The organism is Viridibacillus sp. NPDC093762, assembly GCF_050279675.1.
GTDB lineage: Bacteria > Bacillota > Bacilli > Bacillales_A > Planococcaceae > Viridibacillus.
Window position 1 is genome coordinate 63,571 of sequence record NZ_JBNNUK010000005.1, and the last position, 26,038, is coordinate 89,608.

Consider the following 26,038-nt stretch of genomic DNA (forward strand, 5'->3'; position numbering starts at 1 on the left):
TCCAATTCAAATAAATTACTGTTAAAGTATGGAATACTATACATTTTTTATTAGAAACTAATGTAAAAAAATATTTACTATAGGGGGAAGGGATAATGATTAGAATGGCTACAGCACTAGACATTGAGCAGCTTGCTCACTTTTTGTCGAGCTGCAATGAAACTTCAAGACGACATATTGGTTACTGTGGTCAAGATGAGAAAGAAATAAGGTCTACATTACGACAAGAATTTTCAGACTTACCTTTTGAAAATTCTATGATCATCGCAGTTGAAAATGAACAGATTGTTGCAGCAATTGGACTTGATTTCGATGAGGATAATCAATCTGCTGAAGTATGGGGACCGTTTGTTCAAAATGAAGTAACAGAAGTACTGTTACCTGAAATGTGGATGAGGCTTTGTCAACAGCTGCCAATAGCCTTGGAAAATCCTCAATTTTTTATCAATATTGAAAATGAAGTCGCGATAGCTTTTACAAAAAACATTGGAGCAAAAATGTCAGGGCATCATTATATATTACATAAAGAACGTCAAAATCATAAGTTTGAAAGTACGAAAGAGATAGTTAAATTGGATTCCATTAATATCGAAGCCTTTCAAAACTTACACGACTTAGCATTTCCAAATACGTATTATAATGCACAAATGATTTTGTCTCGTCTAAATAAGAATCAAGTTGTATTTTGCTATTGTGATAACGAAGGATTAAAGGGATATGTCTATATAGAAGCAAATGCCGAAAATGGAGAAGGTACGATTGAGTATATTGCCGTGAATGATCAGTTTCGTAAGCAAGGTATAGGAAGAAAATTGCTATTGCATGGATTAGATTTTTTATTTACATATGATTCGATTGAGGAAATCTCTTTAACTGTTCAAAAGAATGAGAGAGGTGCAATTCATTTATACCAATCAGCTGGATTCAACATTGTACATGAACTTGTATTTATGAAGTGAATTTTCAAATAACAGGGGGCATTACTATGTGGGAACAACAATTAATCGAAACATCCCGTGGAACATTTGAAGTTTTTGTAAAGGGAAGTGGCTCTCCACTTTGTGTAACACATTTATATAGTGAATTTAACAGTAATGGCAACACAGTAGCGAACCCTTTTACTGAGTATCATACTGTATATTTAGTGAATCTAAGAGGGGCAGGACAATCTGCACCATCTCTCACAGAGCATGATTTAAACATGAGAGAATCAGTGAAGGACTTAGAGGCCATTCGAGAAGCGCTACATCATGAAAAATGGGCTTTTGCAGGGCATTCAACAGGAGGCATGTTAGCGCTAGTATATGCTATTTTAGCAGGGAAATCTTTAACGAAAGTCATCGCGGGAGGAGCAGCAGCGTCTAGCGAATATATGCGACATAAAGGTAGCATTTACTGCAAAGACAATAAACATAATGAACGTATTAGAGATATTATGCAACAATTAAATGATCCACAAAAGCCATTGGAAGAGCGTCGAAAGTTAAATCGCGAGTGGACTGAGATGTCTATCTATCATAAAGACCGCTATGATGAATACTTTAACCGTCCAAATAGCGGGAAAGTAGTAAGTGATCGTCTAAACTACTATTCGTATGTTGAATTAAAGAACTATGATTTGAGAACACAGCTACCAGAAATCACTGTTCCGACATACATATACTGCGGATTATATGATACACAATGCCCTTATGATTTTTCACGAGAAATGGCGGAGCTAATACCAAATGCGCAACTGTTTACGTTCGTTGAAAGCAACCATTATCCATTCGTTGAGGAAGAGGAGAAGTTTGCTGAATTTGTTAAGGCTACACTTTAAATTTATAAGAAAGCTTCTGCTGGAGTTTAGAATTGACTTTCTCCAGCAGAAGCTTTCTATATTTCAGCAAAAGAGAGATTATACTTATTAAACATAGTGAGGAAGTAAAGTGCTGTATCAAAATCTTTTTGCTTAAAAGCAGTAAGCGCGCCTCGAATAAACCACAATGATATAAAGTCTTTTAATAAAGAGAGATTAATAGATTCAATTTTTGAATAACATGAGATAAAACGATAGATATAGTGTTTAATTTCATTAATAGTATAGTGTGTTGGTGCATTTGATGTGAGGATTGCTGCTAAATCAAAATAGGGATGCCCGATTCTAGCTTCACCAAAATCGATAATAAATAATTCATTGTTAAAAAGAGTATTCCAAATACCTAAATCGGCGTGAATCCATTGCTTTTCAATAGAAGTTCTATTCACTATTTTCGTTATGTTCTTTTCCATTTCTAACACTGGAGGGAAGCGTTTATCTAGACTCCAACTTTCTTTAATAGCTTCCCAAGTAATTAAAGTGTTAAAGCGATTAGTTCTCACATGATTGCTCTCAAAGGAGCGCAAAGCTTTTCGCAGTTCAAAGAAAACGTTAATCCATTCTTCCATCTGTACATCACATTTAATAGGAGGAATGTATGATTGCAAATGGAAAATCTGTTCTTCGATTTGAATATACGAACTACCTTCATAGGTAGGATGAATTACAGGTACTATTTCTCTAGAACAATTTGCATTCAAATGCTGATGTAATAAAAATTCAAAATCCGCTTCTGAATTGCTCTTTAGAGAACGCAAAATAAAACAATCAGAAAGAGTATTAATTTTAAAAGTCAGGGATGTTTGTCCCTGATACATTTGTTCAAAGGATTCGATTTTATCTAAAGTGTATTGATATTCAATCTCTTGTAAATGTTCATATAAATGCATATACGACCTCGGATTTTTTTTACATTAATGTATATTATAATTGATTATTAGCTAAATATCTTAGGGATTTATGTAAATTACTAATAAAAAAACCAGGCGTATAAAGAGCGCCTGGTAAACCTGTATTAATCTTCAAATAAATCATCCATTAATTCATGGATTTCCTTATCTCGTGTATGTCTAGCTGCAGGGTCAATTGTGACTTTTCCTTGGTGAAAGATTAATACATCACCAGGTTGTGCACCATTTGGTAATTCAGTGATGGCGATATCCTGCATACCTTCTTCAAACTCTATGACGGCTATTTGGTTTTCGAAACGATCAATTATCCCAGTTTTCATCATTGATTTTCCTTTACAGATATTTCTGAACCTGTTGATTTGAATACTATATTGCCCTGTTTATCAGTTCTATATACTTTTGCGCCCACTTTTTTTAGTCGATTTAATGTAACAGCAGTAGGGTGACCATAGCCATTTGTAGCACTTACACTAATGGCAGCATATGTTGGTTTCGCTTTTGCTAAAAATGCATCAGATGTCGCTTCCTCAGCTCCGTGATGACTTACTTTTAGAACGTCTACTTGTGGTATTAAATTACTTGCTAGCATGTCATCCTCAGCAGGGAATTCAGCATCACCTGTGAATAGGAATTTATTATTACCATTCTGTAAAAGTAAAACAGCACTCCAGTCATTTAAATCACTTTGACTATATGTAGTAACAGGTGCAATGAATTTTAATGATAAATTTTCTTCTGTCGTGGGTATTTCCACTCCTGTTTTAGCTTGGGTAATTTTCAAACCTTGGTTCTTCACAGCAGCTAAGAAATTCTTATAAGCAATTGTTGTATGACTTACCTTTGGTGCGTATACTTTCTTAACTTTTATAGAATCTATAACTTCAGCAAGGCCGCCAATGTGGTCAGCATCCGGGTGAGTAGAAACAACAGCATCTAATGTTTTTACATTGTTCTTTTGTAAGTAAGCAACGACTTCATCACCTGCCCCTTTATTACCAGCATCAATTAAGACATTTTCATTTTTGGACTGTATTAAAATAGAATCCCCTTGGCCAATGTCAATTATATGTACTAAGACATCGGATGCTTTACCAGTAAAAGGCTGGTCTGTTGATTTATTTAAATCATTTGAGTCCGTAAGCTCAAAAATTAATCCAATGGCAATTAATAAAACTATAAATATACTTGTTTTTTTCATATAAAAACCTCCATTTACCCCTTTAACATTGTTAGTACCTGATTTGTAGGGAGGTAAGAATTATTTGATAAAAGACTATTTTAAAAATAATTATTAATAATTTGAAACAAATGTAAATGTCAAACGACTTATTAGTATGTAAAGAAAAAGAGGTGATGTGTTGAGCAAATTTCAAGTCAATATAGAAGAACTATATGATGATTATTACCATGATGTATATCATTTCGCATTGTATTATACGAACAATAAACAAGAAGCAGAAGACATCACACAAGAAACGTTTTTAAAGGTTATGCAAAATATACATAGATTAAAAGATTTTAAAAAAAGAAAGACATGGATTTTATCTATTGCTCGAAATACAGCAGTAGATATTCATAGAAAGTATAAATTGAGGCAATTAATCCCCTCCATGATGAGCTTAAGTTTTAAAACGAGTGAAAATAATACAGAGCAACAGCTACTTTTACAGGAAGAATGGGAATCCTTGCAAGAAGCATTGCTTACTTTAAAACCACATTACCGTAGCGTGATCATATTAAAAGGGTTGAAGGAGTTATCGATTAAGGAAATAGCAGAAATTTTTAATTGTACAGAATTGAAAGTGAGAGTCGATTACCACAGGGCAATTACTCAGTTGAAGAAACAAGTAGTAAAGGGAGGGGGAGTGATGCATTATGCAAAATGATAATTGGTTGAATAAACTAAAGGAACGACCAGATTTAGCACCTGATCCAAAATTCATCCAATCATTGCGCAATAGAGTAATTGCTCATAAAAAAACTTCTAAGAAAAACACATACTTACCTATTTTTGTGATGACCTCAGTAATAAGTATTCTAGCAATTTTAATAATACTAACACTACCAACTGCGGAAGAACGACAAACACTCATTTATCAAACCGCTGGGGAAAGTTGTGCAAACAAAGAAGAGAGTAAAATTGTGGGGAGTTGGGAGGTCATCGGGAAAGAGGAGAGAGCCCTCTACAGAGTATCTGATCAACATAAAAATAAGATCGTAAAACATAGACCAATGACATTCAGTGAAGTAAATGAACTTCTTTATGATGAAAAAAATCAATATGGAGTGGAAGATTTCGCAGGCTATAATATAGGCGATACAATTACAATTCGTGATGTAGTAAGAGATATCACCTATGACGACGACCAGGATATATCTAAAGTGAAATTTAATACTCATCAAAATGCTTATACTTTGTTGGTATTTAAAGGAGATGTACGAAGTCGTATAGAAGTTAATGGCAGAGTTATATTTTATTTCAAAGTTGTGCCACTTATAGACTGTTTCGAGTATGAAACACTTGAAATAGTAAGGAAATGGGAAGAGGGTGTGTATCCTACAATCGAAGATTATCTAAATAAATTGAAGTGAGAGGTGTATCTAAAATGCATTATAAGAGGTATGAAACACGTCATATTTTCATGGTACTAGCCAGTTGTACTTTATTAATTTCACCTTTATTTGTATTGCTCGCACCATTAGGGGTTGCAGAAACAATCTATTATCAATATGGTGTTCGCCTCGTGTATGCACCGTCTATCAATTATTGGGTGTACGGAGCGGGATGGTTTTTAATCATTTTGGGCTTTTCCATATTATTTTTATTAAAAGTAAATAAAACCTCAATCGTGCTTGCCTTCGTTTGTTTGATTGGTAGCGGTGTTCTTTTTTACGGTGCATCAAAGTCTTTTGTCAAAATAACTGATGATACAATTACGTATCGAGGAGTTTTTGCAAAAGAGGAAAGTAAATATGAATGGATTGAAGTAAGTAAGGTAAATTATTATAGAATGAGCGAAATGGATCCAGAAGCTTCATATTATGAATTTCAATTTAAAGACGGAGAGATGCTTACATTAAAAGAGAATGGAAAAGTAAGTGAGGTTAAAGGTTTGATAGAATATAGCGTCATAAATTCAGATGGAGAATTTAAAGTGATTGAAAAAGAAGAAGAGTAATACACAAAAACCAGCTCTGAGAATAATTTCTCGTTAGCTGGTTTTGTTGTGTAGGTTTTAGAGATTAAAGAAAATCCCTATTAGAGAGTATATGATAATAGTCGAGAATAAAATAGTCATATGGTAAAGAGAAAAAATAAACATTGATTTTGCCCATTTCTCAGGGTTCTCTTTTTTAGTCCCTGAGATGCTAATTAGAAGCCACCAAATACTTAAAATAAGCGCTACTAACATAAGGCCAATACTTAAAGTACCAAGTGAAAGGCTAACCACTATTAATAAAACTAAATAGATATTTGTTTGAATATACGTACGGTGCATCCCTTTTACGACAGGAAGCATTGGTACGTTTGCTGCTTGATAATCATCATGCTTACGAATGGCGATTGCATAGAAGTGAGGCATTTGCCATAACACAGTTAATACAAATAACCCGATAATAGCAGGATGCGTAATATCTTGAGATATTGCTGCCCAACCAATTAGAGGAGGCATTGCGCCGGATATACTTCCGATTTCTGTATTATATATAGTTCTGCGTTTGCTCCACATTGTATAAGGAACCACATAAATAAATAAACCAATGAATCCCATAAGTGCCGCCATTGGTGTTGCATAAGCAAGTGCACCTAATCCAATAATGGTCATCGCAATAGCTAAAATAAAGACCGTTTTAGCATTGATAGCACCTGTTACAGTTGGTCTATTTTTTGTTCTTTGCATGACAGCATCGATATCACGATCATATAAATTATTAAATGCACCGGCTGCACCAATAACTAATGCAGAACCAAAGAGCGCGCATATAATCTCTAGAGTTTTGTCAAACGGGCTTATTTGATTTTTATATAAAGCTAATGTTAATCCTGCAATCATAGGGATCAAATTTGATTTGATAATTCCAGTTTTAACCGTTTGGGCTAATATTTTTGATAGAGGTTGCTTCGGCATCGTTTCGGACGATGATTCTACACTCTGATCAACTTTTACATCACTTTGCATTGTAAACCTCTTTCCTATTAATCATAAATAATAATACATTTTAAGCTCTATATTATAGTATCTCTTAAAAACTGCAAAACTTCCAGTAAATCAGAGCATAATTCTACGTAGATAGTACTTTTTAGACACAAAAAAAGTAATAAATTCTTCACATTATGCTATGCATTGATTGAAGTTGTATTATTTTATTGGAGTATTGAAATAAAATAATTCTTCGTTTAATAGAGAATTACTTATTTATGTCAGATTGAACTTTAAAAAATTAATTCGTATAATCTAATGGGAAATTACTGAATGTATTTGGAAATCCTCTTGAGTACTATTAAAGTTAGATTAATACCTATTTGGAGGAGACGTAGACCATGAAAACAGAGAGAATGCTCTCGATATTGATTTATTTATTGCAGAAAAAGAAAGTATCTGCTGAAGAATTAGCTATTAAATTTGAAGTAAGTAAAAGAACGATATATCGGGATATGGATGCATTATCATCAATCGGCATTCCTATTATTTCATATTTAGGAAAGAATGGTGGGTTTACCTTAATTGATACTTATCAATTAGATAAATTCACTTTCAATGAAGAAGAAAAGAAATTCTTATTGGAAGGGCTATCATTGAAAAACGAATTATTTGATAGTCATCAATTATCAATCTTACAAAGAAAAATAGAGCTATTGCAGGAAAATAATGAAGGCTATCATCCGCCAATTACGGTATTATCATCCACATTACATCGAGATACAATAGAAGAAGAAACAAAAGTAAAGGTAAAAAACATACTTTCTGTAATTGAAGATGGATATAAAATTTGCATCTCTTATGTGTCACAAACCGCGAATTTATCTAATCGTATAATTAAGCCAATAAAACTAAATTTTATGAATGGTAGCTGGTATTTAGATGCTTTTTGTGAAGATAAAGAGGCTTTGAGGTTATTCAAGTTAACTAGAATAAGAAATATGGAAGTCATAAAGGACAAGGCTAGATCAGTTTATAATCATAGCAATGGTTATTTAGTGAATAGCAATACGAATGTGGAGCAGATTACATTACTGTTTTCAAAAAGTGAACTAGGGAAATTATATGATTTTTTTACTGAAGATGAAATATCGATACTTGAGGATGGACGTATTAAGGTCACCTTTCATTACGACGTTAACAAAAATATACTGCCATTTATAATGATGTTTGGTAGACATGTAAAAATCCTTTCTCCACAATGGCTAAAAGATGAATATATAAATGAAATAGAATTTATTTATAAAAGCTGACAGACAGTTGTCATATTATGAATGATATTCTTCTTGTATAAACGAGTAGGAGGAATTGCAATGCATACAGAAATTAGTGAAAAACAGATTTATGGAAAAAGTGTTAGAACAAATAATCAAAATACAGAAGAAATTATTAGACTGTGGGAGGAGTTTCTACATTTAAATTTAACGGGTGAAATCTATGCAGTTTATACTAATTATGCAAGTGATTTTACAGATGATTACGATTTACATATTGGTACTGAGGACCACAATACAAATGATGTTAGTGTCATAATTCCAGCAGATAACTATCTTGCCATAGAAGTAGATCATACGGATTCAAAAGGTGTTTTCAATGCTTGGGGGAAAATCTGGAAAAGTGATATCAACAGAGCCTATAAAACCGATTTTGAACATTATTGTAAAGACGGTAGTATTAAGATCTATCTATCGGTCAATTCATGATCAGTAGTGTAACCAGATGAATAAAAAAAATCGACATTTACCAGATGTTGAACCTAGCTGCCAAAATTCCTGGACTGACTTTGTCACTTTTCATGATAACCTTATTGCAACGAGGGAACTAGTCTATAACCCTTGTGGATTTGTATTTTCTCAACTTCTAATTGAACCACAAAATGAGGCATATGGAGCCTATGTATTTAAGTTAAATAATCTCTTGATTAGATTTCGCGTCGCTAAAATAACACCTACTAAAATCGGACAATTTGTGACGTTATGGGAGAGGGTTGGGGATGGGCCAATTCAACCTTATGACGTATCAGATTCAGTGGAATTCTTTGTTATTAGTGCCAAAAATGGTCATCAATTTGGTCAGTTTGTATTTCCAAAAGCTGTTTTATGTAAGCGGGATATAATATCCAATAAAGGACAAGGAGGTAAACGTGCAATGCGCGTTTATCCACCTTGGGATAAGCCCACAAGCAGGCAAGCTAAAAAAACACAAGAATGGCAACTAAAGTATTTTTTAGAGATACCTCAAAATACAGCAGTAGACTGTGTTCGTGCGAAGACTCTTTACAGTCAAAAATATTAGGCATACCTAATATATAGACTTTTGTATCGAATTTTCGGCAACCGTTTTGATTGCTCTAGGCCAAATTGTATACAAGATTTATAACTTAATAATTATTCTAAAATATAATGTTGACAAAAATGAAACAAGACCTTATAGTATGGGATATTGATTTAAAATTTTCTGAAATAATGTTTCAAAACGCAATGATTAGGAGTAGTAAAAGCTCATTATTTGGCCTAGAGAGCTGCGGGGTGGTGCAACGCAGTCCAATAATACTTTGAACTTGCCTAGGAGTGGTAAAGTAAAAGAAATAGACAGGCTATTCTTTTTATTTTAACGATTAACCTTCGTTACCAGGTTTTTAAAGTTGGGTTCATGAATATGAACCAATAAGAGTGGTACCGCGGTTTGCTAAAGGCATATCGTCTCTTCTTTCATTTGATGATGAAGGAAGAGACGATATGCTTTTTTTGATTATTGGAGGTAAGGATATGGAAAGTGACAAACAAAATTTACAAAGAACAATGACTTCACGACATATTACGATGATGGCATTGGGTGGAGCAATTGGCGCAGGATTATTTAAAGGGAGTAGTGCAGCCATTGATATGGCAGGACCATCCGTACTAATAGCATACTTAATTGGTGGTATCATTCTATTATTCGTTATGCAAGGATTAGCTGAGATGGCAGTCCGCAATAGCAATGCAAGGACATTTAGAGATTTGGTTCAATCGATTTTAGGAAAGTACCCAGCTTATTTTCTAGACTGGATATACTGGAAAATGTGGGTATTAAACATTACAGCAGAGTCTATTGTTGCTGCAATCTTCATTCAATATTGGCTACCAGATTACCCAATTTGGATACTTGCTTTATCAGTATCAGTGTTAGTTACAGTTATCAACTTACTATCAGTTAAAGCTTTTGCTGAAACGGAATACTGGCTTGCGTTAATAAAAATTACCGTAATCATAGTGTTTATTATAGCTGGGTTCATATTATTACTCGTAACCTTTGGTGATCATACAGCTGTTGGATTTTCTAATTTAACGAGTCACGGTGGTTTCTTCCCGAACGGCCCAACAGGTTTAATTACTGCGATGCTTGTAGTTATCTATTCTTACGGAGGAACAGAAATTATTGGTGTCACTTTAGCTGAAACGAAAAATCCTGAAAAAGTGGTACCAAAAGCAGTTCGCAGTACATTAGTACGAATCATTTCTTTCTATCTAGTCCCATTCTTAATTATCGTCAGCTTGATTCCTTGGAATGAAGTTAATGGAGTACCAGAAAGTCCGTTTGTGATGGTATTCAAAATGATTGGTATCCCAGGGGCTGACCATATTATGAATGCAGTTGTGTTACTTGCGATTATTTCATCGATGAATTCTGGATTATATGGCGCATCACGCGTGCTATATACTCAAGCTATGGACGGACGTATTCCAAAAGTCTTTTCAAAATTATCGAAAAAGAAAGTACCGGTATACTCAATACTATTATGTACATCTGTCTTATATATTGGTGTGTTAATTTCATTATTTGCAGGGAGCAAGACTTTTGATTTTCTAATGGGTTCCCTAGGTTACACGGTTTTATGTATTTGGTTAATCATAGCTATTGCTCATGTGAAATCGCGTAAAAAACAACCGGAGCAAACGAGTGCTTATGCCGTTAAATGGTTCCCTTATACAACTTGGATTGCCATCATTGCTTTAAGTGCAATTCTGATTGGTATTATTTTCACAACATCAATTATCGTTACTAGTATTACACTAGCAATCTACATTTTCATTACTATAACGTATGTTTATAAGGGGCGTTTACATCAAAATGAAGCCTAATATTTAATAGAGAGAACGCCTGGAAGATAGATTGTCCAAGCGTTTTTTTCTATGTTCTTATAAAATCAGCAATTAGCTGAACTGTATTTCTGGTCTCTTCTTCAAAAAATTCCATCTTACTAAAGTAGCTATGTATTAATCCCGGCATAACCACATGATGAATTGGAACACCTGCTTCTTTTAAACGGTTTGCATAGGAAACTCCTTCGTCAAAAAGAACATCATATTCAGCTGCAATGATAATGGCTCTTGGTAAATAGCTTAAATCATCTTGTAGGAGAGGGGAAACGGCACTGTTTTGATAATCTTCTACATTTTTAACATATTGTTCTCCAAACCAGTTCATACCGTCACGATCTAATCCAAGGTCATTAGCATAGTTTTCATAAGAAGCAGTGGTCATTTCCATATTCGTCACTGGATAGATTAGTGCTTGTGCAGTGATAAGTGGTCCGTTTTGCTCTTTTGCCATATGTGTTACAACTGTTGCTAGGTTGCCACCGGCACTATCTCCTGCAACGACTATATTCGTAGAATCTCCATTTACTTCAGCTGCAAACTCATAGACCCATAAAAGTGCATCAAAGGCGTCATATAAAGGAGTTGGGAATTTATATTCTGGTGCAAGTCGGTAGTCGACAGAAACAACGATTGCATTTGCTTCAGCTGCTAATAAGTGACAACCTGCGTCCGCCGTTTCTAAATTACCGAAAACCCATCCTCCCCCATGATAATAAATAATGATAGGGAATGGGCCTTTACCGTTTGGCGTGTATATACGAACATTAATTTCACTGCCATTTCGAACAGGTATTTTACGATCTATTATTTGTTTTAGTAAAGGTAAGACAGTCAAAGGTTTTGGGCATTGCGCTCTTGCTGCCCTAACCTCCGCTGGTTGTTGAGTATAGTATTTGGGTGATTTATTGGCGTCAGCGATATATTGTTTAGATGTATTTGTTAGGTTAAATATTAAATCATTCATCAAATCATCCTTTCAAGTTCAAAGTTGGATTAAATCAATTATACACTATCCCTATAAGAAAGGTAGGTATTTGTTTATTGGTAACAAAAAAACAGACAGAATATAACGCTATTTAGCGAAAAATTCCGTCTGCGAAGATTTTATGATAAAGTTGAATCCTTTTTAATAACGGCCGTTACTGCATCGTAAATGGTACTAGCGAAATGGTCATTTTGCAAGGAAGTGACACCTTGGATTGTAGTACCCCCAGGTGAACAAACTTGATCAACTAGTTCCCATGGGTGTTCGTCAGATTCTAATATCATTTTAGCACTACCAAGTACGGAGCTGGCAGCAATTTCTAATGCCATTTTCTTATCCATTCCCTCGCGCACGGCAGCTCTAGCTAATGAATCAATATATAAATACGTAAAGGCAGGGGATGCACCACCAATAGCCGAGAAAATTGTAAATAGATTTTCTGGTAATTCTATAATAGAGCCAATAGTTCCAAAAAGAGATTCTACGATTTCTTTGTGTTGTTCATTAACAGTTGAAGAAATGGAGTAGCAAGTTGTAGAAGCGCCTACGATGGCATTAATATTAGGCATAACACGGATAATCGGTGTGTCTGCTTGTATGTTTTGGTGTATATAGTCAATTGATTTTCCTGCAGCGACTGAAATAATAAGATGATATTCTTGAAGATATTTTTGAACCTCTGATAATACTTCATGTAATACTTGAGGTTGTACTGCTAATACAATGACATCAGCATTTGTCATGATATCTTTAATGGAATCACTTGCAATTAGACCGTAGTTGTCCGCAAGATGATTTGTTTTAGAAACTGTTCGGTTATAACCATAAATGTCTGTAGATGAAAATTGTTTACAATTGTACATGCCTTTAATAATGGCAGAGGCCATACTACCAAGGCCGATAAATCCATACTTCATTCTTACACTCTCCTAACATATTCTATCAGTATAGTACAGACTGTAAGTGTTGGATAGTGTTTGATATTAACAATTCATATGGAATGATTTATCGATATTTGACTAAGTGATACATTTTAAAAAAATAAAAAACATCGTAGTCAAATCTACTACGATGTTTTTTGTATATAGGCTTATTCAGTAGCAAGCATTTCAAGTTTTGCTAATAATTCTTCTCTTTTTTCTTTCAGCTTTGGAGATTTACTTACTTCGAGTGCTTTATTGACCGCTTTAAGTGCTTCTTTCAACTGATTTTGTTGTTCGAATAGACTGATTAACAGTAAATGTAATCTTGTGTATTTAGGGAACAGTTCAAGTCCCTCATAAACCGCTTCGAAAGCTTCGTCCATTCGGCCTAAATCACGTAAAAGCTCACCCTTCAATACGCGTGGTCTGTCATAAGTTGGTGATAATCTGATGGATTCTTCTGCTAACTGAAGTGCCCAATCTTTTTTGTTCGTTTTAGAGCAATGTATTGCTAAAATACGATGATACTCAGTTGATTTTGAACGTAGTGTTCGTTCATAATTAGGAATAGGTTCCTCGGCCATGAATCTTTTCACAATATCCTTTAATACACCTATTTGAGATAGATAAATTGAAATACGGTGTCCAGCATAGGGGTAGTAAATGTACTGAGCATTTGGATAAGCTTTTTCGATTACCTTTTTCATGTATTTACTATCAATAGAATCCTTTGGGTCGTAAATAATCGTCGGAGTAATCCTAGGATTATAAGGATGTTGTAACTCGTGTTGGAAAACCGTTTCAACCCTCATTTTAGTCCCATGGTTTGGATGTGCAGAGTTTCTTGGACTGAGTGCTAGAATATTACAATCAATTGTTGAACCAAAATACAATGCACTATAGCCACCTAGGCTAGTACCATACGCGAATTTTTTTTCATAACCATCAGCCAATTTTGCAACAGTTTCATAATACTCTTCACGTGAGATATCTTGGTGATAGTTTTTCGTTGTTCTTCGTCTTAGTGAGATAAGATCGACTCTTTTTTTCTTCAATAAGTTGAAGGCAAATGGTGTTCTTTCCCATGTTTTATCGATGGAATCAAAGGTTGCAAATACAGTATTCGTAGGTTCTATGAATTTATAGAATTCAATACTACTCTCGCCATTATCAAATAACGTGATTTTTCGATACCCATCTACAAAAAGTTCAGGCAACTCATCAACATACTTTGTCAAACATTCAGCGTATAATGATCTAGCTTTTTCATGTTCGCCTACAATTTGATAGGCAATACTTAAGTCAACGAGCACCGAGGCTGGTACCTTTTCACCTAAAAATTGCACGAGTTCTTCAACTCTTTGAATAGCAATAGGCCAATTTTTTGAGGCAAATGCCAATTCGACGTATTTATATTGAAGTGTTTCATCCCCAGGATTCGCCTTCACAAGCAGCTCAAGTATTTCACCTGCTTCTGAATAGTGTCTGTTATTAATCAAATATTTATATAGTTTATAAGTGAGCGTAGAATTTGTTTTTCGTGGAATATTAACTAAAATTCTGGGTAAATGCTTTGCCACGTCGCTCCAATTTTTTTGACGAACATAGATTTTCATCAATTCAGTATGAACAGATAGATTCAGTGGATATATTTTTGAACCTTCTTCTAATATTTTTTTTGCTTGAGCAACTTTATTATCAAGTTTGAGTTGTTTGGCAAAATCAATATAGATAGATTTGCTAGGGACAGCTTCATTTTGCGCTAAAATGTTTTCGGCAATTTGAGTGATAGCGTCCTTATTTTCATTTTGAGTAGATATAGACATGATAATCTCCTTTTTAAGATTCAAAGCTAGTACAGTTAAAGCTTTATTATATCAATTTTGAGTAAGGAAAATGAAACTAGTGCTCATTTCCCATGTCAAATTACATTAACTCCTTCAATTAAATCATGAAAATCATTGGTAAAGGGACAAATCAATGAATTTGTTATAAATTTGTTACAAGTGTTACGAAACTTATATATAATTGTAACCTAAATAATACTTAATTAGTTGTGGAATTGGTATTTTTTATGCTTATATTAACCAAATTCATACTAAAATAACAAATACATATGAAAAATATGGGTTGAGGATGAACCTATTCTATTATTTTCTTTAAAAATCGTGTGCAAATTATCTTAACATAGAATGGAGAATATATATGATATTACAAAATGAACAATTAGTAGTTCGGAAGTTAGAAGGAAAAGATGATATTTATCTTGCGAAATGGCTTTCGGACGCAGATATTTTAACATATTACGAAGGGAAAGATAATCCATTTGATATAGAAAAAGTACATGAAAAATTTTACGATGTTAACGAAGAAGAAACTAGATGTATTATTGAATACGATGGCGTGAGTATCGGTTATATTCAGTTTTATCCTCTAGAGCATGAGAGTAGGGTCGCTTATGACTACAAAAACGACGCTGAAGTTATTTATGGTTTAGATCAATTTATTGGCGAATCCAGTTATTGGGGTAAAGGTATTGGCACCAAGCTTATTTTAGCGATGAAGGAATACTTAGTCAACGAGAAAAAGGCTGATATCCTTGTTATGGATCCGCAAGCTTGGAATGAAAGAGCTATTCATTGCTATGAAAAATGTGGTTTTAAGAAAGTACGATATTTACCAAAGCAAGAGATGCATGAAGGTGAATTAAGAGATTGCTGGTTAGTGGAGTACAGAGCACGTTAGAGATATAAAAAATAAAAAGGACGGGAGCAGAAAATATGCTGTCGTCCTTTTCATCTTTTAAAATCGATTTACTTTTCTCCCTTTCCCAAAAGGAATACACATCGGCGTACCGAAAATAGGGTCAGATGTGATTTCACAATCGAGATCAAAGACATCTTTGATAAGGGTTTTGTTTATGCTGTCTTCAGGCTTGCCCTTTTTATAAACAGTTTGGTTAGCAACTGTAATAATATGATGAGCATATACGCCAACAGGTGATGACTCTGCATTAGCAACTGAAACTGAATGGACTGAAGACCCTCTATGGAATAAACTATCTGCAGTTAAAGATGGTAAGGCTCATAAAGTGGACGATGTAATTTGGAACACAGCAGGTGGCGTATTAGCAGCTAACTTAATGCTTGCCCAAATAGAAGAAGTATTCTCTAAATAAATTGGCATTAAATGAAACGTTTATTAGGATATCCTAATAAACGTTTTTATTTTCCAGGAAATAATTTATTAGTTAAATATGTGGTTTTATGAACGGTACTGGATTACTTGAAACGGCATAATCAAGCAATAGGACACGATATTCAAATGAAGTGAAGGGAAGAAAATGAGCACATACAATGAGTCATTAGATAAAAAAGATCGTTCATTAATGAACGATCTTCCTTATAATTTCTATGAATTTTTTAACTGTTTATTTAATAGTTCAGCTTGAGCTACTGCTTGCTGATCTTGTAAAATGTCACCTGGTTTATTCCCTTCACCTATAATATAAGATGAAAACCGCATATTTAAGAAATCAAAAGTGAATTGAAATTGCTGAATAAGAGGTAGACCTTTTATTTTCGGTTCATCACCACCGACTGCTACTACGATGGCTTCTACAGATTTTATTTTTTCTTTAAACTGTGGGAATCGTTCATCCCGTATAGCGTGACTCAATCGATCAATCATGTTCTTCATAATACCCGACATTGTATACCAATAAATTGGTGTAGAAAAGATGATCAGATCACTTTCTAAGAAAGCATTTATGATTGTGTCGTAATCATCGTCCACTGGTTGAAAACCGCCATCCGCATGGCGTAAATCATGAATAGGATGAATGGATAAGTTTTTTAAATCAATTTTAGTATGATTTATATCCTTCGTCACCAAATCGGCCAGTATCTCACTGTTACTTTCTTCTCTAGAACTACCGATAAATGTTGTAATCTTCATATATGTCATTCCTCTCTATACTTTCTTCTATAAAAAGCTTAAACTTAAATTCATTATTAATAAAGATGAATAATTCGATTAGATTAATCGTTAAAATCGATTTAGGAGTGTGAAATATGGATATTAAGCACTTACATACATTTATAACTGCTGCTAAAACATTGAATTTTACACAAACAGCGGAAATATTGGATTATGCACAATCTAGTATTACAGCCCAAATTAAGTCTTTAGAAGGTGAATTAGGGGTTCCTTTATTTGAGCGTTTAGGTAAACGAATTTATTTAACAGATGCTGGTATGCAATTAAAACAATATGCACAAAAAATGGTAGATCTTGATGAAACCATGAGAGAAGCATTATCCAATCAAGATGAAGTGAATGCGACTTTAACAATCGGGGCACAGGAAAGTCAATGCACTTATCGTTTACCTGAAATTTTACAGTTATACAGAAGTCAACATCCTAAGGTGAAAATAGTTTTTAAGCCGGTTCATTCAATTGATGTTGCCAAAGATTTATTGCAAACGGGTAATCTCGATTTGGCTTTTATTACAGATACACGTAAGGACACACCAATGCTTTGTAAAAAGGAATTAATCGAAGAAGATTTAGTATTTGTAGTAGCACCAACACACTATTTAACTCAAAATAAGATTTTAGCCATACAGAACGTAACCCAAGAAACAATATTATTAACGGAGGAAGGTTGCTCATATCGAAATCAATTTGAATATCAATGTCATTTAGAAGGTATCTACCCAGAACAAATAATAGAATTTTCTAGTATTGAAGCAATCAAGAAGTGCGTGATTGCTGGATTAGGTATGACATTGTTGCCGAAAATGACAGTTGAAAAAGAGTTAGAAAATGGACTACTAACAGAACTAGAAACAACTATTTCAATGGAACCTGTATTTACTGAGCTTGCGTGGCATAAGGATAAATATATCTTCTCTTATTTAAAAGATTTCATACAGATTGCGTGTGAACAGTATAAATTATTTAACGGACAAACTAGTATTGAATAGAGAGGTTAATGAGAATATAAAGAACTAAAAAGTCCACACTATAAATAAGTAGTGTGGACTTTAGTATTTTAATGGGGGTTTATTACTGTATATGAATTGGAAATAAGAATAAGGAGAGAGTATTCATTTGAAAAAAGACATAAAAAAAGCAGGCGCTCATCTGCCTGCTAGAAAAAAGAAAAAGATTCCCGACAATCCGAGTCGTTATGGAATCTTAGTTTGTAATGAAAGTTCGAAAACGATCATTACGTAGGTTTGGCACCTAAATATAGATTATACGCTATTAAATGAAAAATGCAAGGAAAATATCAAATAAAATAAGAGGTTATCAATGTTTGCTGGAGAATTGATTATATGGAAGTTTTTTTTAGGTTTAAAGAATATACAAAAGAGGTAGTCATATATGCATATAACTCCGTATTTGCAGTATTAGTTAAGGATATAAATTTCAAAATATATTAGTATACTTAAAGTACTTTAATGTTGGGTATTTTAAACATTCAGTGTGAGTTACATCTAAGCTAAATAATATGGATTGAGGAATGGTTAAAATAATTTGAATCGATGAGTCCGAGTAAGTGAGCACTACTGAACTATAAGGAGGTATTGAAATGATCGTATTTGAGAATGTATCTAAAAAGTATGATGACAATCAACCCGCAGTTAACTATCTCAATTTGGAAATAAAGAAAGGCGAATTCTTTGTCATTATTGGTCCAAGTGGCTGTGGGAAAACGACTTTACTAAAAATGATTAATCGGTTAATTCGTTTGACTGAAGGAACTATAAAAATTGAAGGGAAAAGAATAAGTGATTATGACATAAATGAGTTACGTTGGAATATCGGGTATGTTCTCCAACAAATTGCACTTTTTCCACATATGACGATTGAAGAGAATATTGCCATCGTTCCAGAATTGAAAAAATGGAATAAGCAAAAAATTCATCAGCGAGTTAGTGAGTTATTAAATATGGTCGGACTGGAAGCTGATAAGTATAGTCAGCGAAAACCGGCAGAACTTTCAGGTGGAGAACAACAAAGAGTAGGTGTTGTGCGCGCATTAGCAGCAGATCCTGAAATCATTCTTATGGATGAGCCATTTAGTGCATTAGATCCGATTAGCCGAACTAAGTTACAAGATGACCTGCTTGAGCTACAACAGTCAATTAAGAAAACAATTGTCTTTGTTTCGCACGATATGCAAGAAGCACTAAAACTAGGAGACAGAATATGTGTTATGAAGGATGGAGAAATTGTACAGCTTGGTACACCCCAAGATATTATACAAAATCCAGCCAATGATTTTGTTAGAGAATTTATTGGCCTTAATCAAGATAATAAAGATACATTCAATATAGAAAGGATTATCCAGCTCATATCAAATGAAAATGACTATTTGCAAGTATTACACAAAGTTTCTGTAAAGGATTCACTACAAGTAATCCTTAATAATTTGGCAGATCATGAATCCTTATCGGTAGATCAGGACGGTGAAATTATAGGAATAATAACGAGAGAATCGATAATAAGGTATTTAGCAATGGATTCTTCAGGAAGAGGGTAAGCGAATGACGAATTTAATAGATGTTTTTAATGAACGTAAAGGACAGCTTTTGGCCTCTTTACTTGAACATATTCAAATATCATTTATTGCTCTCTTTTTTGCGGTTGTAATTGCCATACCTTTAGGCATCTACTTAACTAATAAGAAGAAAATAGCAGAAAGTATCATTGGCTTAAGTGCGGTTTTGCAAACGATCCCTTCATTGGCATTACTAGGCTTGTTAATTCCACTGTTTGGTATAGGCAAGATACCAGCAATAATAGCATTAGTTGTTTATGCGCTTTTACCAATTTTGCGTAATACATACACAGGCATAAATGAGGTAGATGCATCGTTAAAGGAAGCAGCAATGGCAATGGGGATGAACACTCGAAAGAGGTTAGTAAAAGTGGAGCTTCCTCTCGCTATGCCTGTTATTATGGCAGGGATTAGGACTGCAATGGTCTTAATAGTAGGTACAGCTACATTGGCGGCATTAATTGGTGCAGGGGGTCTAGGAGATATTATTTTACTAGGCATTGACCGGAATAATACTGCATTAATCATCTTAGGAGCCGCACCAGCTGCACTATTAGCGTTAGCATTTGATTTTTTACTTAAACAACTTGAATCACTTTCATTTAAAAAAACAGTGATAGCATTGAGCACTATTAGTATTACGGCATTATTAATGATTCTTCTTCCTCTAATGAATATCAATGAAAAAGAAGAGATAGTCATTGCAGGTAAACTTGGGTCAGAGCCTGAAATTCTTATCAATATGTATAAATTACTTATTGAAGATGAGACAGATTTGAATGTTCAATTAAAGCCAGGTTTAGGAAAGACTTCTTTTGTATTTAATGCATTGAAATCTGGAAGTGTTGACATTTATCCCGAATTTACAGGTACGGCCATTTCAGAATTTTTAAAAGAAAAAGCGATAAACAACAACCAAGATGATGTTTATAAACAAGCACAAGAAGGCTTGTTGAAAAAGTTTGATATGGTAATGCTTAGTCCTATGAAGTACAACAATACGTATGCATTAGCTGTTTCAAAAGAGGCAGCAAAAACATACGATTTGAAGAACATTTCAGATGTAAAGGCTGCTCAAGAAAATATAAAAGCAGGGTTTACAATGGAATTTAATGATCGAGAAGATGGTTATCGAGGTATTCAAAAGCTATATAATCTCTCCCTTTCTAATATTACTACAATGGAGCCAAAGCTGAGATATCAGGCTGTAAAATCTGGAGACATTGATTTACTAGATGCCTATTCCACCGACAGTGATATTAGACAATACAATTTAGTCGTCTTAGAAGACGACAAGAATCTGTTTCCTCCTTACCAAGGTGCACCATTATTAAGAAAGGAAACAATAAAAAAACATCCTGAAATTGAAAAAGCATTAAATAAACTAGCCAATCAAATATCTGAGGATGAAATGCGTCAAATGAATTATCAAGTAAATGTAGAAGGTAGAAAGGCATCCGAAGTAGCACGTGAATTTTTAGAGAAAGTCGGTTTGTTATAAGTAGAGATATTAATTTACCACGAAAAAAAGAGAGGTAGCTTTCTAATATATTTTTAACCTAAGACTTTAAGAAAAGAACTCTTTGTATTCAAACTACAATCGGTTCTTTTTTTATGCTGTAGATTTATACATAACTAAAAATGTTCATGTTAATGTTACAATCTTTTGAAAAATAGTAAACAGTATATAAAAAATAAAGGCTTATTAATAGTTAGATAATTCTCCAATGTGTTAGAATAAATCATACTTTGAAAGAGGTGAGACTATTGGGAAGGCGATATATAAAATTATCCACGTTGCTAAACTAAAAAAACTATCACTGAAAACGATGGATTACGAAGCTAGCTTTCTTTATATTGTCTATTTTCTAAGTATACATTTAAAAATTTGTGAATTATTAGGTAAAAAACATTACTCTATCATATAAAGAAAAAGTGATATAAAAAAGCAAAAAATAGCCTTAATATTTGTAACGACAATTCAAAATCAGCAATGTAGTTTTACTCAGTATTAACTATTAGTTAGTGTCCATTGTTCAAAATTATCTTAGTCATATATCATCACGGAGGTGAATCCCTTTTTAAAGGGAAATAATTGGACATAACAATCATTACGAATTTAATATTTATTACCATCTTAATCATACTAACGGCTTTCTTTGTAGCTTCAGAGTTTGCTGTTATTAAAGTACGAATGTCACGAATTGATCAATTAATTGAAGAAGGAAATAAAAGAGCTGTCGCTGCTAAAAAAATTGTTTCAGATTTAGATTATTATTTATCGGCCTGTCAGCTTGGTATAACTGTAACAGCTTTAGGGTTAGGTACTCTTGGAGAGCCTACAGTAGAGAAACTTCTGCATCCAGTTTTTGCTTATTTAGGGATACCAGCAGCTATGTCAACTGTAGCTTCTTACGCTCTTGCATTAATGATCATGACATTGCTTCATGTTGTATTAGGGGAGCTTGCTCCAAAAACATTAGCGATCCAGTATGCTGAACGTTTAACGTTACTACTAGCCCCATCATTAGTTTCTTTTGGTAAAATATTCTTCCCACTCATCTGGTTCATGAATGGAACATCTCGTGCATTACTTCGCTTAGTCGGTGTTAAACCTGCAAGCCATGAACAGGCCCATTCCGAAGAAGAGCTGCAGATTATTATGACACAGAGTTTCCAAAGTGGAGAGATTAATCAAACTGAGCTAACATACATGCAGAATATTTTTGCATTCGATGAGCGCGTAGCAAAAGATATCATGATTCCACGTACTCAGATGGTTGTTTTAGATAGTGTAATGGAAAAAGAAGAAATTCTACAAATAATTGATGAGCATCACTTTACAAGATATCCCATAACAGAAAATGGGGATAAAGATAAAATTATTGGTGTAGTAAATACAAAAGAAATGGTAACGAAATATGCACTTGGAAAGGAAACAACATTAGAAGAGCATATTCATAAAATACCGTTTATTCTTGAAACTGCGCGATTACAAGATGTACTATTGAAAATGAAGAAGGCTCAAATTCATATAGTAATAGTTATTGATGAGTTTGGCGGCACTTCGGGTATTATTTCAATGGAAGATATTCTAGAGGAAATCGTTGGTGAAATCCGCGATGAATTTGATGATGATGAAATTCCAGATATTATTGAAAATGGAGGAAATGAATATTTGATTAATGGTCGCGTCCTATTAGATGAATTAAAGGATCGATTTAATATCACATTTGAAAATACGTATAATGTAGATACAATCGGTGGTTGGATACAAGCAGAAATGTTGCAAGCAGACGGTAAGAAAGTACCGATTCATAGAGAAAATCAACAATGGAAAATCGCAAAAAGCGATAACCATCAGATTTTGCAAGTATCTCTAAAATTACAGAGTGAAGTTACTTCCTCGTAAATCCAATAATTACTGATTCAGCTCTTAGAATTTTATCTTCAAGAACAAAACAATCAATATCATATAAATAACTGAATCCGATTTCAATAAAAAGAATCCATTTTGGCCACTAGTTTTTGCTGAAATGGATTCTTTTCCTTATTTCAAAACGGTCATTGCACAAAGCTATTTTAGGGAAATATTAAATTTTATAGCCTTTTTTACAACAGTGGACTGGTCAATCTGGACAACTTCAACAAAGGGGGAATTCTGTCAAAAGCGAGATTGAATTCATACATAGATTATTTGGCCTAGTATCATAACTCACAGATGAGAAGGATAATGAGGTGCGATTTTTTAACAAATTATATTTGCACCAGAACCATAAAAACAGAGTAAAGTGCTGTCATATCAAGATTTTAAATGTAGGATTATATTAGGGAACTAATTTTCTTCCTTTAAAGAACATATACAACATTGCACTTAAAATAATGACGTAACCAATCAAACTGTATAAATCTGGTCCCTCGCCAAAAAATGCGAAGCTCAAGATGACAGTAAAGAAAACTGTCGAATAGGAAAATATAGATACGTCACGGGCTGGTGCATATTTGTAAGCTAACGTAATACCGAATTGCCCCACCGTTGCAAACAGACCTGCAAGTAATAAAAATAGAAACTGTTTACCTGACATTGGCTTATAAATTATTATTAAAAAGGGGAACAATGTGACCGTAGAGAAAAACGAAAAGTAAAAGACCACCGTATAAAAATTCTCCCTATTTCCTAAAACCCTTAGCAGTGTATATGCTGCTGCAGCAAAGACCGCTGATAAAACGCCAATGAAATACGGTACAGCATCAATGGAAAAAGAGGGCTTCACAATAAATAACATTCCAATAAATGCCGTTATAATTGTTGCCATTTGAAAGGGCAGGATTTTTTCCTTTAAAAATATTGCTGAAAATATAATAACTAAAAATGGACTCGTTTTATTTATCATATCCGCATCTGACAAGACAAGGTTATCAATTGCATACATGAGAAAAATTACTCCTAATGTCCCAAAAATCGATCGACCTAGTAAAACCAATTGGTTTTCCCGTTTACCAAATATACTTTCTTTATAATAAATGACTAAAATAAATGCAATAATTGCTGATACGAAATTTCTGAAAAACGTTTTTTGAATAACGGGCAGATCACCGGATAGCTTTACAAATACCGTCATACATGCAAACCCGATAGATGAAATCAGCATTAATAAAATACCTTTTACAATGTTGCTCACATATTACACCCCTTAAAAAACAAAGACTAGTACGTTTGTTTTTGACAGTCGCAATAAATCAACCCAAAATCTCTACCTCAGACTTACTTTGCGTCCTCTAATACATTAGAAAAAATCCCACTTATTACACCAATTATATAAAAATGTTTATATTCATAAATTGTAATAAAATAAAAGCTAGATAAATCTGAGAAGTAGCGTGGGCACAGCATAATTTTTATATCGAAATAGGGTGGTGATACGTTATATTTTCCTTCATGAAAGTTATATTTTTTCGATTACTTTATCCTTACATCATTCTCATATCTATCTGCAATCTTCGTTATTAATATACCTATCCCCCAATATATTAGTGCCACCATTAAAAACGCCTCAATAAAGCGGAAATTCTGGGCCGCCATAATTTTTGCCTTTGCAAATATATCTACTACAGTGATTAAAAAACCGAGTGAAGTGGCTTTAATTGCTACTGTAAAAGAGTTTGCAAAATCGGGTACCGCGTGTACAAAGGCTTGTGGGGCAACAATTCTCTTAAAGGTTTGAAAGGAGCTGTATCCTAAAGAATGGGCTGCCTCGATTTGTCCGTGATCTACTGCTAAAAATGATCCCCTTATAATTTCTGATTGAAAGGAGGATAATGTAAGGCTAACTGTGACAATTAAAATGATAACTGGCGGCATATTATTCATATTGTAATCAAGACCTAGTAGCGATAGGATGAGTTGCCCCGTCGCTGGCAATGCATAATACATTAAGTATAAAAAAACAACCATGGGAGTACCCCTTAAAAACATTTTAAATAATTCTATTAGTTGAACCAATACTGGAATCTTATATTGTTGTATTAAGGCCATAACTAATCCTAAAAGAGTTGATAAAACAAGTATAGTTATCGCTAATAACAAGGTTATGGGAAGCACACCCAGTATTCCTAAAAACATATCGTATGAAGCCTTTAAGTTAAACATTTTCCCCCCCCTTTTTGATTTTGTTATATCACTATCAAAATGATGTTTTCTTCTCAAGTTTTCTAACTAAGCTATCTGCTGTAAAGCACATTGCAGAAAACATAAAGGCGATAACAAAGTAAATAAATATTTGATTCGTACCGTAGGATCTTGATATAAATAGTTCAGCAGTTCCCATAATATCAACTATACCAATAGCAAAAATAAGTGAAGTATCATGGATTAAATAAACTAATCCATTTCCGTATCCAGGGAGGGCGACAGGTATCATCTGTGGAAGAATAATTCTAAAAAACTTTTGAGTTGGTGTATAGCCTAAACTATCCGCTGCTTCATGCTGACTTTTATCGACGGATAGATATGCTGGACGAAATATTTCAGAAATATATCCTGAATGATAAAATCCCATGGAAATAATTGCTGCATGCATTGGACTTACATCAACCGAATTTAAGCCGATTAAGGTTAAAATCTCCGGGATACCAAAATAAGCAATAAATAGTAATATCAATCCAGGAACGCTTCGGGCAAATGAAACATATAAATCTGCAATTTGGCTAAATACCGGAATCCTTTTGATTCTAAGTATTGTTAATACAATAGCAAATAGAAATCCAAGTGCTGCCGACATAATTATAATAAGAATATTAATGGGAAGTGCTTTTAGAAGTGCCAATAGTAATTCTGTCGTATTCATTTCCATAGTAATTCCTCCCTTCAATGATGAATGTCTATATTTCAATGTAGCCTTTGTTATTCAAGGCACACCTCTTATAGTATTTGTTTGCATCCA

25 protein-coding genes, 1 pseudogene and 1 other annotated feature are annotated in these 26,038 nt (G+C 33.8%); of the genes and pseudogenes, 15 read left to right on the forward strand and 11 right to left on the reverse strand.

Annotated elements, in window-relative coordinates; genetic code table 11:
• Positions 1–95 precede the first annotated feature (95 nt).
• Positions 96–959, forward strand: coding sequence for a GNAT family N-acetyltransferase (locus ACQKM9_RS08590; RefSeq protein ID WP_427733970.1), 864 nt, complete (start codon positions 96–98; stop codon positions 957–959).
• Between the two features lie 26 nt (positions 960–985).
• A complete protein-coding gene (locus ACQKM9_RS08595) occupies positions 986–1,819 on the forward strand; it encodes an alpha/beta fold hydrolase (RefSeq protein ID WP_427733971.1) in 834 nt (277 codons plus the stop codon).
• 56 nt (positions 1,820–1,875) lie between these two features.
• On the opposite strand, the gene ACQKM9_RS08600 is transcribed toward ACQKM9_RS08595, so the two are convergent.
• From ACQKM9_RS08600 to ACQKM9_RS08610, 3 genes are all read right to left on the reverse strand, one after another.
• Positions 1,876–2,748, reverse strand: coding sequence for a phosphotransferase (locus ACQKM9_RS08600; RefSeq protein ID WP_427733972.1), 873 nt, complete (start codon positions 2,746–2,748; stop codon positions 1,876–1,878).
• Positions 2,749–2,873: 125 nt separating this feature from the next.
• On the reverse strand, positions 2,874–3,089 hold the full coding sequence (locus ACQKM9_RS08605) for a DUF3006 domain-containing protein (RefSeq protein ID WP_038184634.1): 216 nt from the start codon (positions 3,087–3,089) through the stop codon (positions 2,874–2,876).
• Positions 3,089–3,967, reverse strand: a complete 879-nt coding sequence (locus ACQKM9_RS08610) for a ComEC/Rec2 family competence protein (RefSeq protein ID WP_427733973.1) — start codon at positions 3,965–3,967, stop codon at positions 3,089–3,091. The genes ACQKM9_RS08605 and ACQKM9_RS08610 overlap by 1 nt, the downstream gene beginning before the upstream one ends.
• A 160-nt stretch (positions 3,968–4,127) precedes the next feature.
• Between ACQKM9_RS08610 and ACQKM9_RS08615 the strand changes: the two genes are divergently transcribed.
• Genes ACQKM9_RS08615 through ACQKM9_RS08625 form a run of 3 tightly spaced genes read left to right on the forward strand, consistent with a single transcriptional unit; the run spans position 4,128 to position 5,948 of the window.
• Entirely contained in the window at positions 4,128–4,655 is a 528-nt protein-coding gene (locus tag ACQKM9_RS08615) for an RNA polymerase sigma factor (RefSeq protein WP_427733974.1), read from the forward strand.
• Positions 4,645–5,361 (forward strand): hypothetical protein, encoded by a 717-nt coding sequence (locus ACQKM9_RS08620; RefSeq protein WP_427733975.1) that lies wholly within the window; start codon positions 4,645–4,647, stop codon positions 5,359–5,361. The genes ACQKM9_RS08615 and ACQKM9_RS08620 overlap by 11 nt, the downstream gene beginning before the upstream one ends.
• Before the next feature lie 14 nt (positions 5,362–5,375).
• The gene (locus ACQKM9_RS08625; protein ID WP_427733976.1) at positions 5,376–5,948 is read left to right on the forward strand and encodes a hypothetical protein; all 573 of its coding nucleotides are present in this window, start codon (positions 5,376–5,378) and stop codon (positions 5,946–5,948) included.
• Positions 5,949–6,005: 57 nt separating this feature from the next.
• Here ACQKM9_RS08625 and cyoE read toward each other — a convergent pair whose 3' ends face one another.
• On the reverse strand, positions 6,006–6,950 hold the full coding sequence (gene cyoE / locus ACQKM9_RS08630) for a heme o synthase (protein WP_427733977.1): 945 nt from the start codon (positions 6,948–6,950) through the stop codon (positions 6,006–6,008).
• 362 nt (positions 6,951–7,312) lie between these two features.
• Here cyoE and ACQKM9_RS08635 point away from each other — a divergent pair, with 362 nt between their 5' ends.
• The 4 genes from ACQKM9_RS08635 to ACQKM9_RS08650 all read left to right on the forward strand — a co-directional run bounded on the left by ACQKM9_RS08635 (position 7,313) and on the right by ACQKM9_RS08650 (position 11,095).
• A complete protein-coding gene (locus tag ACQKM9_RS08635) occupies positions 7,313–8,224 on the forward strand; it encodes a helix-turn-helix transcriptional regulator (RefSeq protein WP_427733978.1) in 912 nt (303 codons plus the stop codon).
• A gap of 60 nt (positions 8,225–8,284) precedes the next feature.
• Positions 8,285–8,674 (forward strand): GyrI-like domain-containing protein, encoded by a 390-nt coding sequence (locus ACQKM9_RS08640; RefSeq protein ID WP_427733979.1) that lies wholly within the window; start codon positions 8,285–8,287, stop codon positions 8,672–8,674.
• Between the two features lie 16 nt (positions 8,675–8,690).
• Complete coding sequence (locus tag ACQKM9_RS08645; protein WP_427733980.1) at positions 8,691–9,266, forward strand: MepB family protein; 576 nt, start codon at positions 8,691–8,693, stop codon at positions 9,264–9,266.
• A gap of 176 nt (positions 9,267–9,442) precedes the next feature.
• Positions 9,443–9,681 (forward strand) — a binding site (T-box leader).
• Positions 9,682–9,739: 58 nt separating this feature from the next.
• Entirely contained in the window at positions 9,740–11,095 is a 1,356-nt protein-coding gene (locus tag ACQKM9_RS08650) for an amino acid permease (protein ID WP_427733981.1), read from the forward strand.
• A gap of 49 nt (positions 11,096–11,144) precedes the next feature.
• Here ACQKM9_RS08650 and ACQKM9_RS08655 read toward each other — a convergent pair whose 3' ends face one another.
• From ACQKM9_RS08655 to ACQKM9_RS08665, 3 genes are all read right to left on the reverse strand, one after another.
• The gene (locus ACQKM9_RS08655) at positions 11,145–12,080 is read right to left on the reverse strand and encodes an alpha/beta hydrolase (protein WP_427733982.1); all 936 of its coding nucleotides are present in this window, start codon (positions 12,078–12,080) and stop codon (positions 11,145–11,147) included.
• Between the two features lie 140 nt (positions 12,081–12,220).
• Positions 12,221–13,018, reverse strand: a complete 798-nt coding sequence (gene proC / locus ACQKM9_RS08660) for a pyrroline-5-carboxylate reductase (RefSeq protein WP_427733983.1) — start codon at positions 13,016–13,018, stop codon at positions 12,221–12,223.
• Positions 13,019–13,191: 173 nt separating this feature from the next.
• Positions 13,192–14,850: a hypothetical protein gene (locus tag ACQKM9_RS08665; RefSeq protein ID WP_427733984.1), complete on the reverse strand. Its 1,659-nt coding sequence runs from the start codon at positions 14,848–14,850 to the stop codon at positions 13,192–13,194.
• Positions 14,851–15,229: 379 nt separating this feature from the next.
• On the opposite strand from ACQKM9_RS08665, the gene ACQKM9_RS08670 reads away from it, so the two are divergent.
• Together ACQKM9_RS08670 and ACQKM9_RS08675 are read left to right on the forward strand one after the other, a co-directional pair.
• The gene (locus ACQKM9_RS08670) at positions 15,230–15,769 is read left to right on the forward strand and encodes a GNAT family N-acetyltransferase (protein WP_427733986.1); all 540 of its coding nucleotides are present in this window, start codon (positions 15,230–15,232) and stop codon (positions 15,767–15,769) included.
• A 241-nt stretch (positions 15,770–16,010) separates the two neighbouring features.
• Positions 16,011–16,202, forward strand: a pseudogene (locus ACQKM9_RS08675) (iron siderophore-binding protein); the annotation flags it as partial.
• 233 nt (positions 16,203–16,435) lie between these two features.
• Here the strand turns inward: ACQKM9_RS08675 and ACQKM9_RS08680 are convergent.
• On the reverse strand, positions 16,436–16,981 hold the full coding sequence (locus ACQKM9_RS08680; RefSeq protein ID WP_427733987.1) for a flavodoxin family protein: 546 nt from the start codon (positions 16,979–16,981) through the stop codon (positions 16,436–16,438).
• Between the two features lie 116 nt (positions 16,982–17,097).
• Between ACQKM9_RS08680 and ACQKM9_RS08685 the strand changes: the two genes are divergently transcribed.
• The 4 genes from ACQKM9_RS08685 (at position 17,098) to ACQKM9_RS08700 (ending at position 23,007) form a co-directional block, all read left to right on the forward strand.
• Positions 17,098–18,012 (forward strand): LysR family transcriptional regulator, encoded by a 915-nt coding sequence (locus ACQKM9_RS08685; RefSeq protein ID WP_427733988.1) that lies wholly within the window; start codon positions 17,098–17,100, stop codon positions 18,010–18,012.
• Positions 18,013–18,623: 611 nt separating this feature from the next.
• Entirely contained in the window at positions 18,624–19,577 is a 954-nt protein-coding gene (locus tag ACQKM9_RS08690; RefSeq protein WP_427733989.1) for an ABC transporter ATP-binding protein, read from the forward strand.
• Between the two features lie 4 nt (positions 19,578–19,581).
• Complete coding sequence (gene opuFB, locus ACQKM9_RS08695) at positions 19,582–21,096, forward strand: osmoprotectant update ABC transporter permease/substrate-binding subunit OpuFB (protein ID WP_427733991.1); 1,515 nt, start codon at positions 19,582–19,584, stop codon at positions 21,094–21,096.
• 594 nt (positions 21,097–21,690) lie between these two features.
• Entirely contained in the window at positions 21,691–23,007 is a 1,317-nt protein-coding gene (locus ACQKM9_RS08700; RefSeq protein WP_427733992.1) for a hemolysin family protein, read from the forward strand.
• Between the two features lie 415 nt (positions 23,008–23,422).
• Here ACQKM9_RS08700 and ACQKM9_RS08705 read toward each other — a convergent pair whose 3' ends face one another.
• The 3 genes from ACQKM9_RS08705 to ACQKM9_RS08715 form a co-directional block, all read right to left on the reverse strand.
• On the reverse strand, positions 23,423–24,277 hold the full coding sequence (locus ACQKM9_RS08705; RefSeq protein ID WP_427733993.1) for a DMT family transporter: 855 nt from the start codon (positions 24,275–24,277) through the stop codon (positions 23,423–23,425).
• A 278-nt stretch (positions 24,278–24,555) separates the two neighbouring features.
• Positions 24,556–25,245 carry an amino acid ABC transporter permease gene (locus ACQKM9_RS08710; protein ID WP_427733994.1) on the reverse strand — a complete coding sequence of 230 codons (690 nt, stop codon included), beginning with the start codon at positions 25,243–25,245 and terminating at the stop codon, positions 24,556–24,558.
• Positions 25,246–25,279: 34 nt separating this feature from the next.
• Positions 25,280–25,948 carry an amino acid ABC transporter permease gene (locus ACQKM9_RS08715; protein ID WP_427733995.1) on the reverse strand — a complete coding sequence of 223 codons (669 nt, stop codon included), beginning with the start codon at positions 25,946–25,948 and terminating at the stop codon, positions 25,280–25,282.
• Positions 25,949–26,038: the final 90 nt, after the last annotated feature.